The organism is Candidatus Methylomirabilota bacterium, assembly GCA_035315345.1.
Lineage (GTDB): Bacteria > Methylomirabilota > Methylomirabilia > Rokubacteriales > CSP1-6 > CAMLFJ01.
In genome coordinates this window covers 1-12,205 of record DATFYA010000004.1, presented here as the reverse complement: position 1 = coordinate 12,205, position 12,205 = coordinate 1, and the positions used below count along the sequence as shown (strand labels likewise).

General features: G+C 72.6%; 13 protein-coding genes. All 13 read right to left on the bottom strand.

Annotated features, from left to right (window positions below):
- Positions 1-2 precede the first annotated feature (2 nt).
- Positions 3-656: a tetratricopeptide repeat protein gene (locus tag VKN16_00530; protein ID HME92683.1), complete on the bottom strand. Its 654-nt coding sequence runs from the start codon at positions 654-656 to the stop codon at positions 3-5.
- Positions 653-2,671: an NAD-dependent DNA ligase LigA gene (ligA, locus tag VKN16_00525; GenBank protein ID HME92682.1), complete on the bottom strand. Its 2,019-nt coding sequence runs from the start codon at positions 2,669-2,671 to the stop codon at positions 653-655. Before ligA ends, VKN16_00530 begins: the two co-directional genes overlap by 4 nt.
- Positions 2,672-2,712: 41 nt before the next feature.
- Entirely contained in the window at positions 2,713-5,076 is a 2,364-nt protein-coding gene (gspD, locus tag VKN16_00520) for a type II secretion system secretin GspD (protein HME92681.1), read from the bottom strand.
- A complete protein-coding gene (locus tag VKN16_00515; protein HME92680.1) occupies positions 5,073-5,711 on the bottom strand; it encodes a hypothetical protein in 639 nt (212 codons plus the stop codon). The genes gspD and VKN16_00515 overlap by 4 nt, the downstream gene beginning before the upstream one ends.
- A 3-nt stretch (positions 5,712-5,714) precedes the next feature.
- The gene (gene gspM, locus VKN16_00510; protein ID HME92679.1) at positions 5,715-6,356 is read right to left on the bottom strand and encodes a type II secretion system protein GspM; all 642 of its coding nucleotides are present in this window, start codon (positions 6,354-6,356) and stop codon (positions 5,715-5,717) included.
- A 1-nt stretch (position 6,357) separates the two neighbouring features.
- A complete protein-coding gene (locus tag VKN16_00505) occupies positions 6,358-7,722 on the bottom strand; it encodes a PilN domain-containing protein (GenBank protein HME92678.1) in 1,365 nt (454 codons plus the stop codon).
- On the bottom strand, positions 7,719-8,660 hold the full coding sequence (locus tag VKN16_00500) for a hypothetical protein (protein ID HME92677.1): 942 nt from the start codon (positions 8,658-8,660) through the stop codon (positions 7,719-7,721). The genes VKN16_00505 and VKN16_00500 overlap by 4 nt, the downstream gene beginning before the upstream one ends.
- Positions 8,657-9,259, bottom strand: coding sequence for a prepilin-type N-terminal cleavage/methylation domain-containing protein (locus VKN16_00495; protein ID HME92676.1), 603 nt, complete (start codon positions 9,257-9,259; stop codon positions 8,657-8,659). The genes VKN16_00500 and VKN16_00495 overlap by 4 nt, the downstream gene beginning before the upstream one ends.
- Positions 9,256-9,627 carry a prepilin-type N-terminal cleavage/methylation domain-containing protein gene (locus VKN16_00490; protein ID HME92675.1) on the bottom strand — a complete coding sequence of 124 codons (372 nt, stop codon included), beginning with the start codon at positions 9,625-9,627 and terminating at the stop codon, positions 9,256-9,258. The genes VKN16_00495 and VKN16_00490 overlap by 4 nt, the downstream gene beginning before the upstream one ends.
- On the bottom strand, positions 9,624-10,079 hold the full coding sequence (locus VKN16_00485; protein HME92674.1) for a GspH/FimT family pseudopilin: 456 nt from the start codon (positions 10,077-10,079) through the stop codon (positions 9,624-9,626). Before VKN16_00485 ends, VKN16_00490 begins: the two co-directional genes overlap by 4 nt.
- Positions 10,076-10,522 carry a type II secretion system major pseudopilin GspG gene (gene gspG / locus VKN16_00480; protein ID HME92673.1) on the bottom strand — a complete coding sequence of 149 codons (447 nt, stop codon included), beginning with the start codon at positions 10,520-10,522 and terminating at the stop codon, positions 10,076-10,078. The genes VKN16_00485 and gspG overlap by 4 nt, the downstream gene beginning before the upstream one ends.
- Positions 10,519-11,730, bottom strand: coding sequence for a type II secretion system F family protein (locus VKN16_00475; GenBank protein ID HME92672.1), 1,212 nt, complete (start codon positions 11,728-11,730; stop codon positions 10,519-10,521). Before VKN16_00475 ends, gspG begins: the two co-directional genes overlap by 4 nt.
- A gap of 1 nt (position 11,731) precedes the next feature.
- Positions 11,732-12,205, bottom strand: a 474-nt coding sequence (locus VKN16_00470) for an ATPase, T2SS/T4P/T4SS family (GenBank protein HME92671.1), incomplete at its 5' end; no start/stop codon positions are given.

Sequence of the window (12,205 nt, the reverse complement as noted above, 5' to 3'; positions counted from 1 at the left end):
TTTCAGATGGTGCCCTTGCGCCGCTCCATGAGCGCGCGCTCGAGCTGGGGGATGATCTGCGCGACGCCGCGCAGGTTGGGGTTCACCCGCAGGGCTTTCCGGAAGTAGTCGAGCGCGCGCTCGGGCTGGTCCAGCTGGAGATAGATCTGCCCGTAGCCGGCCAGGGCGCCGAAGTGACTGGGGTTGCGCTTCATCACCTCGTCGCAGTCCTGGAGCGACTTCTCGTACTCGCCCATCAAGAAGTAGACGGTGGCCCGCTTGTTCCAGCCCTCCGCGAAATCGGGCCGCCGCTGGATGACCGCGCTGAACGTGGCGACCGCGGCCGGCCCCTCGCTGCGGCCCATCTGCTCGATGCCGATCTGGAGCAGGTGGTCGATCTCCGCGTCGCCGGAGCGGCTCCACACTTGCCAGACCGAGCGCTCGGCCAGCGTGCGGACGACCTCGTCGGCGTCGGACAGCGCGCCGAGCAGGACCGGTGCGTCGGCCATCGTGCCCACCTCGCCGAGCCACGCGGCGCCCTGCCGGCGGGTCTCGACGTCGGGCCCGCGGAGGTCGGCGAGGGCCTGCTCGCGGGTCAGGGGCGAGCGCGACTGGGCGCCGGCCACCGCCACGAGGGTGGTGAGAATCAGGAGCAGCGCGGCGAGCGCGCGCCTCACGAGCGCCCCACCAGGTCGAGGAACGCGGCCTCGTCGAGCGTCGCCACGCCCAGTCGCTTGGCATCGTCGGCTTTCGAGCCCGCATCCTCGCCGACGATGACGTAGTCGGTCTTCTTCGAGACCGACCCGGTCACGCGGCCGCCGAGGCGAATGATCAGGTCCTTGGCCTGATCGCGGCTGAGCGTCACGAGGCCCCCGGTCAGCACGAGGGTCTTGCCCTCCAGCGGCCGCGGCCCCTCGGTGTGGCCTTCCTCGCGCATCGCCACGCCGGCGGCGGCCAGGCGCTCGATGGTCGCGCGGTTGCGCGGCTCCGCGAGAAAGCTGGTCACCGCCTGGGCGATCTGCGGGCCGATGCCGTAGATGTCGTTGATCTCGGCCTCGGTAGCGGCGAGCAGGCGCTCCATGGTGCCGAAGCGCGAGGCCAGGAGCTGCGCGGCCCGCTCGCCGACCATGCGAATGCCGAGCGCGTTGAGCAGGCGCGTGAGCCCGCGGCCTTTCGACGCCTCGATGGCGCGGTGGAGGTTCTGGGCGGACTTGTCGGCGAGGCGCTCGAGGCCGGCCAGCGTCTCCACCGAGAGCCCATAGAGATCGGCAAAATCGCGCACGAGGCCGCGCTCCACGAGCTGGCGGATGATGACCTCGCCCAGGCCCTCGATGTCCATCGCGCGCCGCGAGCCCCAGTGGAAGAGCCGCTCGCGCAGCTGGGCGGGACAGGCGGTGTTGGTGCAGCGCCAGACCGCCTCGCCCTCGACGCGCGCGGCGAGCCCGCCGCAGGCCGGGCAGTGGCCGGGCATCCGGAACGGCTCGGGCGGCGGCTCGGGCCGCTTGGCGGTCACCACCTGGACCAGGTAGGGGATGACGTCGCCGGCGCGCTCGATCAGCACGGTGTCGCCCACCCGGACGTCCTTGCGGCGCACCTCGTCCTCGTTGTGCAGGCTCACGTTCGAGACGGTCACGCCGGCCAGCTCCACCGGCTCGAGCTGCGCGGTGGGCGTGAGCGCGCCCGACTTGCCCACGTTGATGGTGATGCCGAGCACGCGGGTGGTGGCCTGTCGCGCCGCGAACTTGTAGGCGATCGCCCACCGCGGGTGGTGCGCGGTCGCCCCGAGGCGCCGCTGCTGCTCGAGGTCGTCCACCTTCACCACCAGCCCGTCGGCGTCGTAACCCAGCGTGTCGCGGTCGGCCTCCAGCCGGGCGAAGCAGGCCAGCACCGCGTCGAGGTCTCCGCAGCGCTCGGAGCGCGGATTCACCGGGAAGCCGCTGGCCCGCAGGGCCTCCAGGCGCTCCCACTGCGTGCCCAGCGCCGGGGGCTCTAGCACGCTCACGTGGTAGAGGAAGATCTCGAGCGGGCGGGAGCGAGTGACCGCGGGGTCCTTCTGGCGCACCGCGCCCGCGGCCGCGTTCCGCGGGTTGGCGAAGACCGGCTGCCCGGCCTCCTCCAATCCGGCGTTGAGGCGCGCGAAGGCCTCACGCGGCATGTAGACCTCGCCGCGGACCTCGAGCCGGGTGGCGCCCTTCAAGGGGCCGATCAGGGTCCCCGGGATCGACCGGATGGTGCGCAGGTTCTGGGTGATGTCCTCGCCGATCCGTCCGTCGCCGCGCGTGGCGCCGCGGACGAGTCGGCCGCCCTCGTAGAGCAGGGCCACGCCGAGCCCGTCGATCTTGGGCTCGCACACGTACCCGGGGGTCGCGCCGGGCAGCGCGCGGCGCACTCGCGCCTCGAACTCGCGCACGTCGTCGGCGGTCATGGCGTTGTCGAGCGAGAGCATCGCGACGAGGTGCTCGACCGGCGCGAACAGCTCGGCCCGTCGGCCGCCCGGCCGCCGGGTCGGGCTGTCCGGCGTGATCAGCTCGGGATGGGCGTCCTCGAGGGCGATCAGCTCGCGCCAGAGGCGGTCGTACTCGGCGTCGGAGATCTCGGGGCGGCTCTCGACGTAGTACAGCTCGTTGTGCCGTCGGACCTCCTGGCGGAGCTGCGCGAGCTTTCCCTCGACGTCGATGGGCTGATGACTCATCGGGCCATCAGGATAACACCGGCCCGGAGGCTCGACGCGGGCTAGCGCGGCGGGGGAGTCGGCGTGGGCGGCGGCATCCGCGGGGCCTGGCGCACGGAGTTTTCGATCTCCGGCGTGATCCGCCGCATCTGATCGGTGACCCGGTTGGCGTCCAGCGGGGTGCCCACCGTGCGCGGCGTGATCAACAAGATCAACTCGGTGCGCTCGACCCGCTCCTCGGTGGTGCCGAAGAGATAGCCCAGGATCGGGATGCGGTTGAGGAACGGGATGCCGATCCGGATGTTGGTGCGCCGATTCTGGATGAGGCCGCCCAGCACCAGGGTCTGGTTGTTCAGCAGCACCACCGAGGTCTCGGCCTCCCGCTTGGTGAATCGCGGCGAGTTGATGGGCGGTGGCTCGTTGGCCCCGACCTCGTTGACCTCCTGCTTGACGTCGAGCGCGACGGTGCCCTGCTCGCCGATGCGCGGGGTCACGGTGAGGATGATGCCCGCGTCCTTGTACTCGACGGTCTGGGTGATCGAGTTGCCGGTGATCCCACCGGTGGCCACCGGCACTTGCTGCGACGTCACGATCGGCACCGAGGTGGACACATTGATGACCGCCTTGCGGTTCTCGGTGGTCATGATGGTCGGGTTCGACAGCACGTTGACCCGGTTCTCGGTCGACAGCGCGTTGAGCGCGGCCAGCACCTTGTCCGCCGCGAAGGCGAACACGTTCAGGCCGAGCGGGACCGCGAGGCCGCCGAAGGGGATGATCGATTGGGGCGGCTTGGCGGGCAGCAGGCCCGAGGGCGACGAGGTGATGACGAAGTTCCCCGAGCGGATCGCCCACTCGACGCCCAGCTTCATGTCGTCGTCCAGCCGGACCTCGGCGGCCAGCACGTCGATCAGGACCTGGCGCGGCATCTTGTCGAGCCGCTTGATGGTCTCCTCGATCTCCTTCCAGAGGCGCGGGTACGTGGTGACGATGACCGCGTTCGTGACCTCGTCGGCCACGAAGCGGATGTCCACCGACGGCGGCGCGCCCTCGCCCGACACTCCCGGGAAGCCGCCGGGCCCGGTCCGCGGGACGGCGCCCACCACCGGTGCTGCGCCCAGGATGGGCCCCGGCGGCGTCAACGGCGCCGGCAGGGGCAGGGCGCTCGGTCCGGAGAGGCCGGAGATGCTCGTGAAGGAGCGGATCTGCGGCTGGGTGCCGGTGATCGCGGGGCCCCGGTCGCCGCGGCCGTAGATGGCGTCGAGCGTGGTCGCCAGGTCGCGCGCCTTGGTGTTCTCCGCGAAGTGGATGAACACGCGCTGGCCGCCGTAGATGTCGACGTCGATCTTCTCGAGCAGCCGGCGGATGGTCTCCATGTCCGATTTCCGGGCGTGGACGACCAGCGAGTTGGAGCGGCGCTCGGGCACGATCAGCGGCGTCTCGGCCGCGGCGGGGCCAAGCGGGCCCGTGCTCGGTGCTCCGGGCGCACCCGGCTGGCCGCCCGGCGGCGCGAGCGGCGGCAGCGGCGCGGCGCCGGGCTGTCCCTGCTGCGCAGCCTGCCGGGCGATGAACAGCTGCGTGAGCAGCTGGGCCACCTCGTTGGCGTCGGCGTGCTTGAGCGGGATGATCTGCAGCTCGTTGAGCGCGACCTCCACGTCCACCAGCTGCAGCATGTCGAGCAGCCGACGGATGTTGGCCACCGAGTCGGTCAGGATCAGCAGATTCGTCTCGCGGTGGGCGGTGATGGCGCCCTGCGCGGCCACGAACGGCCGCAGCAGGTTCACCGCATCCGCCGAGTTGATGTAGCGCAGGGGCACCACCTGCGTGATGACCTCGTCGGACGGCAGGCTCGCGGCGACCTCGCGGCCCACGACCGTCTTCACCGGCGTCTGCGCCACGCCCTCGCGGGGAATGATGCGGTAGAGGTTGCCCGAGCGCACCGCGGCCAGCCCGTTGACGTCCAGAATGGTGAGCAGCACGCCGAAGACCTCGTCGCTCGAGATCTTGCCGCTGGTCTGCACCGTGACCTTGCGCCCGCGCGCGCCCGGGGCCAGCACGTAGTTGAAGCCCACGATCTCGGCCGCGGCCTGGATCACCACCTCGACGTCGGCGTTGTCGAAGTTCAGCACGACCGACCGCGCGGGCGCCTTGGGCGTCGGCGGCGGGGCCGGCGCGGCCGCGGGCGGCGGCGCGCTCGGGGCGGGCGGCGGCGCCGGGGGCGGCGGGGCCGGCGGCGGAGTCGCCTCGGTCCGATCCGGGGCGGCCGGCCGGGGCTCGACGGGAGCCGGCGGCGGGACGGGAGCGGGCTCGGTCTGGACGTCGACCCGCGTGCCCGTGTTGGGACGCGCCGGTTGGGGCGGCGCTGACACGCAGCCGGTCAGCATGCCGGCGATGACCAGCCAGCACACGAGGTCCCGGCGAGGGATCATTGCGAGGTCCCCTGAGCGGCCGCGGGAAGTGCGCGGCGCAAGGTGCGAGCGCCGGACGGCGCCGGCACGGGCCCCCCGGTCGGCGGGGCGGGCGCCGGGGCCATCATCGGCTGCTGCGGCGCGGGCGGCTGGGGCGGGGCGCCCGCCGGCGTCGGCTCGGGCTTGGGCTTGTCCGGATCCTGCAAGAGGACCTCCATCCGTCCATCGGGCCGGGCGATGATCACGCGGTCTCCGTTGATCGACTGCACGCGTCCGCCCGCGACGGCGTCGCCGACGGCGTAGCCGTAGATGCGCTTGGCGTTCGGATCCTCGAGATAGGCGCGACTCCGCGGGCCATCCATCACGACGCCGTGAAGCAGCGGCTTGGGCGCCGAGGGGGCGCCGCCCGACGCGGCCAGGCCCTCCGCGCGAGTCGGGCTGAACAGGTTCTTGCTCACGATGACGAGATACGCACCGCTGCCGACGGGCGGCGCGGTCGGCGCCTCGGGGCCGGACGCGGTGGCCGATGGCGCGGGGCGCGCGGGTCCGGGCGGCGGCAGCCGCAGCGGCGTCAGCAGCTCGCGCGCCAGCGCGGCCGCGAACAGCGCGCTGACGAGCACGAGCACCGCGTTGAGGAGGAACAGGCGCCGGTTCACGGCCTAGTCCTCGTCCGTCGAGCCGACCGAGGAGCCGATCGGCGGGCCCGGCGCGGCGCCGCTGGTCGCTCCGGGTTTGGCGGCCCCGATGGACGCGGGCATGAGATAGCCGGCCACCACCAGGGTGGTCAGCAGCTCGCGCGGCTGGCCGACGGTGACGACCCGGATCTTGACGTCCTTCAGCGCGAGCAGGTGAGGCGAGCGCTCCAGCGCGGCCATCGCGGTCACCGTGTCGCGGATGCTGCCCATGAAGGCCAGCTCGATCGAGATCTCCTGCAGGCCCTGCTGGTCGGTGACGGGCAGCACGCGCTCGCTCCGGACCTCGACGCTGGCCACGCCGATGCCGTCCTTGACCAGCTGCTGCAGCTCGGAGGCGGCCAGCGGCGCCGTGGGCCCGCGGAGCAGCCGCCTCGACTCGGCCTGCAGCCGCTCGTTGACCCCGGCGATCTCGTCGGCGAGCTTCACCTTCTGCCCGATCTGCTGGCGGCGTCGCTCGAGCACCTCCTCGCGCATGGGCACGGTGGCCTCGGCGGTGCGCGAGCGGTTCATGAGCGGCTCGACGATCAGCAGGTAGCCGCCGATCACCAGCGCGACGGCGGCGCCGACGCCGACCACGAGCCGCTCGCGGGGGCTCAGCGTCGGCATCTCAGCGGTCCTTCCCCGCGGCCGGTGCCGCCGTTTCGATCGGCGGGCGCTCCCACGACGCCCGGATCCGGAACTGCTCCTTGTTCTGGGCCTTGGTGACCGGCGAGGTGAACTCGACCCGCTCGAGCCGGTCGGAGGCGTCGAGCAGCGGGATCAACGAGCTGGCCGCGTCGGACTGGCCGACCAGCTCGATACCCTGGCCGTCCATGGTGATGCCCTGCAGCCACGCCCCCGGCGGCAGCATCTCGGCCAGATCGCGCAGCGCGGGCAGCGCCGGGACGCGCCCGTCCTGCGCCGCCTGCAGGGCCGCGAGCACGCGGCGCTTGCGGGCCAGCTCGGTGGACATTCCCTCGACCGTCTTCACCTCCGGATCGAGCCGATGGATCTCCTGCGACAGCCGGTCGAGGTAGCGCTCCGTCTTCATCACGTGCGTCAGCGCCAGCGCGATTCCGAGGAGCCCGGTGATGACGATCAGCGCGGCGGTCGTCATCTGCTCGCGCGAGGCGGCCCACGGCCGGGCCTCGGCGGGGAGCAGGTTCAGGCTCGGATGCCGCGATCCCGCCGCGACGGCGAGGGCGAGCAGGCCGCCGTCCTGGTCGTCGGCCGGCAGCGCCTCGATCAGCGGGATCTTGGCCGCGGCGTACGGCGGCTCGGAGACCGGGGTGCGGAGCGCGGCGGCCAGCGCGGGCTCCAGCTCCGCGGCGTCGGGACCCGACAGCCAGACCGCCTGGCAGTCGCTCCAGTTGACGAGCGACAGGCTGCGGTGGATCTCGCGCGCCAGTCCCTCGACGTCCGAGGCCGCGACGTGACGGCTCATGAGCAGCCGACGGCCGTCGAGCAGCAAGAGATCGGCGCCCTCGCGATGGCGGTGCGCCCAGACCGCCTGCCCGGCCGGCAGCTCGCGGGCGAGCAGCGCGGGCAGCTCGTGGCAGGCGATGACCATGGTGGAGGCCCGGCGATGGGCGCCGGTCAGCAGGGCGAGCGGCCGCTCCACGGTGCGGCGCTCGACGGCGCCCACCAGCACGCGGTGCGGCTCGTCGGGTCCGCTGCCAAGCTCCACCCAGTCGAAGCGCACGCCTTCGGTCGGGAAGGGCACGTGCCGCTCGAGGTCGAAGCCGACCATCGCCCCGAGGTCGCTGCCCGCCGCGCGCGGCAGGTCGATCGCCTTCACCACCGCGAGCCGCCGATCGAGCCCGACGCGAATGCCGCGGCCGCTCACATCGCGGGCCCGCAGCTCCGCGGCCAGCGTGGCCGCGGGATCCTCCGCGTCCTCCACCACGAAGTGCTCCAGGCGATCGCGGCCGGTGATGGCCACCACGGTGGCGCGGCCGTTGTGCAGGAAGAGGCCGATGCGCGCCGGCATCATGACCCGGCTCCCGGGCGCCACGACAGCACCGTCACGTCCAGCACGCGGCCGGGACGGCCACGCCGCACCACCGCCACGAGCTGGCTGCGGCTGACGCCGCCGATGAGCCCCTCGGCCTCGATCCGGAAGATGGCGCTGCCGGTGGTGAAGCCGCGACCCGTGAATCGTGCCGGCACCGCCGCGTAGGGGGTCCGCACGCGGGTCCGCACGACCTCGTCGATCTCGGCGTCCGAGAGGCCGACCGCCTTGAGCACGGGCGCCGGCGCCGCGTTGAGGCTCACCGCGTTCAGGGCCACCGCGGTGACCAGGTCGCCCAGTCCCGGTCGGCCCCCGCTTCCGTAGTAGACCTCGGGCGTGACGCCGCGGATCTGCAGCAGCTCGGCCGCATCCTGGAGGTTGGCGTTGCGCGCCCGGTAGGGGACGGCCAGCTTCAGGTAGTAGTCGCTCTCGGCGCCGTGCACGCGATGCAGCTCGTTGCCGTCGCGCCAGTCCTGGATCGAGTCGCTGATGATGTCGCGCTGGGTGCGATCCACCTCGAGCGCGTCGAGCAGCCGGTTCATCCGCACCGGGTCACCCACGTTGACGTTCAGCCGTGCCGCCTCGTCGGTGATGCGATACGAGAACTCGCCGGCGCCCAGGGGCACTCGGGTGCGCGGCAGGGGGGGCACGCGCGTCGGGGTCGTCTGCCCGGGCAGGACGCGATAGAAGACGAGCTGTCCGCTCTCGTCGAGGGCGCCGATCTGCGACTGGCTCAGGATCTCGCGGATCCCCTGCTGGACGCCGGCCTCGGCCAGATGCCGGGCGAGGACCGTGTCGCGATAGGCGCGCACCATGGACGCCTCGAGCCGGGCCGAGTAGGCGAACTCGGTGACCACCAGCGCCAGCAGCGCGAGCACCAGCATGACCACGATCAGGGCGACGCCGCGCTCGCCGTTCATGGCCCGCTCGCCGGGATGGGCACGGTGATGGTCTGCGAGGTGCTTCGCGAGCCCACGGTGCTGACCAGGGTGATCTCCACCGCGCGGGGCAGCGAGTCCTCCCGCGTCAGGTCCCATACGTCTTCCCAGGAGTCCGCCTCCTGCCCCAGGTAGCGAAACCGCAGCCCGCTGGTGTGGGCGTCCACCAGCAGCGGCTCCACGCGGTCGAGGGGAACCGGGCTCGGCAGGATCTGCTGGCGCAGCGTCAGGCCCGCCGGGTCGGCGGCCAGGCTGACGACGCTGAACGCGGCGGGCGCCGCGGTCGGGAGCGGCGGCGAGAGCGTGGCGAAGGTGATCCGATCCGGGTGGCCCTCGAAGAGCAGGCGAGGCTCCTCGGCGTCGCCCGGGGTGACGCGGTACGGGAACGCGCCGGCCAGCGCGCCCTCGAGGAGGACGACCAAGCTGCGGTCGCGATCGAGCCTCGCGGTGCGCTCCTCGCCGCGCTGCCACGCGGTCAACCCGATGCGCAGACCGCCCGACACGATGACCATGAGGACGGCCACGATGCTGAGCGCCAGCATCAGCTCGAGCAGGGTGAAGCCGCGCGGGCGCGTGCTCATTGACCCGGATTCCCCGGCACCGCGCGCAGGCTCGCGACCTCGAGGGTGCGGCTGCCCCATCGCACCGCCACCGACAGGGCGAAGAGGTTGGGCTTGGGACCCGCTCCCGGCGTCAGCTCCTCGGGCAGCGGCACCAGGCTCACCCGGCGCTCCCACCGGAAGGCGCCCTCCTGGCCCGACTCGATGCCCTCGCGCGGCACGTCCACCGCGCGGACCACGCGGTCCGCGACCAGGACCGCCTGCTGGTAGTCGTCGGAGAGCCGAAGCAGGCGCAGGCCCTGCGACGACAGCTGCATGAGCGTGACGATGGCGATGGCCAGGATGGTCAGGGCCACCAGGACCTCGAGGAGCGTGAAGCCCCGGCTCACCGGGCCACTCGCTGGGTGGTCACGCGGCCGGTCAGGAGGTCGACCGTGACCACGAACAGCCGTGGACCCGTCGTCTCCACCAGGACCCGCGCGCCGCTCGACATGCCCTGCGGCTGGAACACGATCGCCGACGGGGTCGTCGCGCTCTCCACGCGCAGCGCCGCCGCGAACGCGCGACGGGCCGGGGGCGTGTCCTCGCCCTCGCGCGCGGCGCGTCGCAGCAGGAGCGCGTGGGCGTCCCGGTCCACGCGCACCTCGACGGTCTGCCGGCTCGTGACCGCCTGCTCTCGCGCCCCGCGCAGGAAGGCGGCAACGGAGGCGACCTGGGCCCGCGCCGCCACGTCCTCGGCGGTCCGCCCGACCGCGGGCGCGACCAGGGCGGTGGCGATCGCGAGCACGGCCAGGACCACGACCAGCTCCATCAGCGTGTAGCCCGCGCGCGACCCGGTCATCGGGCCTCCCACGAGGTCACGTCGCGGTTCTCGCCGTCGCCGCCGGGAGTGGCGTCGGCGCCCAGAGTCCAGATGTCGTAGTCGCTGTGATCCCCCGGACAGCACTTGTATTGGTACGGGCGTCCCCACGGATCGAGCGGCACCACCGGCTTCTTGAGATACGGCCCGCTCCAGTTTGCCACGTTTGGATTTTGGACAAGGGCCTGCAGTCCGACCGTCGCGGGCGGATAGCTGCCGATGTCCAGCCGGTACTGGTCCAGCGCGGCGCCGAACAGCTCGATCTGCGCCCGGGCCGCCGCCTGCTTGCTCTGGCCCACGCGGCCGAACAGGCGGGGGCCCACCAGTCCCGCGATGAGCCCCAGGATGATGATGACGACCAGGAGCTCGATGAGCGAGAAGCCGCGCTGATCCCGCAGGAACCGGCTCGTCGGCGCGCGTCTCACAGCGGCACATCCGTGACGGAGAGGATGGCCATCAGCATGGCGACGACGATGAAGCCGACCACCACGCCCATCACCAGGATGATGCACGGCTCGGCGAGCGCGATGAGCCGCTTGACGAGCTTGCGGGTGTCCGCCTCGAGCTCGGTGGCCACGCGCAGGAGCATCTCCTCGAGGCGGCCCGTCTCCTCGCCCACGCGCACCATGTGGATGGCCAGCGCCGGGAACGCGCCGGAGTCGGTCATCGGCTGGGCGAGGCCGGCCCCGCGCCGCACGCCGTCCGCGAGCCGGTCGACCGCCCCCACGAGCACCTGGTTGGCCATCATCTCCTTCACCACGGTGAGGGCCGGGATCATGCCGATCCCGCTCCGGAGCAGCGTGCCGAGGATCCGGGTGAAGCGGGCGACCTCGGTCTTCACGATGACCTCGCCCGCGAGCGGCAGCCGCAGGAGCAGGCGATCGGCGGTGAGGCGCCCGCGGGGGGTGGCCAGCACCATGCGAGCCCCCAGGAGGACGGCCAGCACCCCGCCGAGGAACGCCCACCAGTAGTGCTGGAGCGCCGCGCTCACCTCGAGCAGGACGAGGGTCGGCCAGGGAATGCTCGCGCCGAGGTCGTTGAAGATGGCGGCGAAGCGCGGGATCACGAAGGTCATCAGGAACACGACCGCGGCCGAGCCCACGCCGACGAGCATCGTGGGGTAGATCAGGGCCGACACGAGCGCGTCGCGGAACTCCTGCGACTCGGCGAGGAACTCGGCGAGACGGCGGAGCGTCGTCTCGAGCACGCCGCCCTTCTCGCCGGCCCGCACCATGTTGATGTACAGGCGCGAGAAGGGGCGCGGGTGGTGCTTGCCGAGCGCGTCCGCGAGCGAGCTACCGCCCCGCACCGTGCGCAGCACGTCGGCCATGATCGAGCGCAGCCGCGCGGTCGGGGCCAGCTCGGCCTGGATGGCCAGCGCGCGGTCCAGGGGCAGGCCCGCCTCCAGCAGGGTGGCGAGCTGCTGGGTGAGCGACACCAGGTCTCGCCCGGCCACGCGGCGGCCGCCGATGTCGGGCCAGAGGCGACGCTGCTCGCGCTGCGCCGCGATCTTGATGGGGAAGTAGTCGTCGCGCTGCAGGCGCTCGACCACCGCCCGCACGTCGGGCGCCTCCATCACCCCGTCCACGGTCTGGCCTCGCTGATCGGCCGCGCGGTAGGCGAAGACGGCCACGCTACGTGTCCTCCTGGGTCACGCGCAGGATCTCGTCCACCGTGGTGAGGCCCGCGCACGCCTTGGCCCACGCGTCCTCGCGCAGCGTGAGCATGCCGTGCTCCACCGCGTGACGGCGGATCTCGCCGGCGGGCGCCCGCCGCACGATGAGACTGCGGGTCTCGTCGTTGATCCGGAACAGCTCGTAGATTCCGATGCGCCCGCGGTAGCCGGTGCCCCGGCAATCGTCGCAGCCCTTGCCGCGGAAGAGCTCGACGCCGGCGATGTCGGCGATCCCGATGGCCAGCAGCTCGGCCCCGTCCGGATGATCGGGCGCGCGACACGCCGGGCAGACGCGTCGCACGAGCCGCTGGGCGAGCACGCCGCTCAGCACCGAGGACACCAGGTAGGGCTCGCAGCCCAGATCTTGCAGTCGGGTCACCGCGCCGGGCGCGTCGTTGGTGTGGAGGGTGGAGAAGACGAGGTGACCGGTGAG

Coding starts and splice junctions, on each gene's coding strand:
- gspM (HME92679.1), bottom strand. CDS start 6,356: ATGCCGACGCTGAGCCCCCGCGAGCGGCTCGTGGTCGGCGTCGGCGCC.
- VKN16_00485 (HME92674.1), bottom strand. CDS start 10,079: ATGACCGGGTCGCGCGCGGGCTACACGCTGATGGAGCTGGTCGTGGTC.
- VKN16_00500 (HME92677.1), bottom strand. CDS start 8,660: ATGAACGGCGAGCGCGGCGTCGCCCTGATCGTGGTCATGCTGGTGCTC.
- gspD (HME92681.1), bottom strand. CDS start 5,076: ATGATCCCTCGCCGGGACCTCGTGTGCTGGCTGGTCATCGCCGGCATG.
- ligA (HME92682.1), bottom strand. CDS start 2,671: ATGAGTCATCAGCCCATCGACGTCGAGGGAAAGCTCGCGCAGCTCCGC.
- VKN16_00495 (HME92676.1), bottom strand. CDS start 9,259: ATGAGCACGCGCCCGCGCGGCTTCACCCTGCTCGAGCTGATGCTGGCG.
- VKN16_00505 (HME92678.1), bottom strand. CDS start 7,722: ATGATGCCGGCGCGCATCGGCCTCTTCCTGCACAACGGCCGCGCCACC.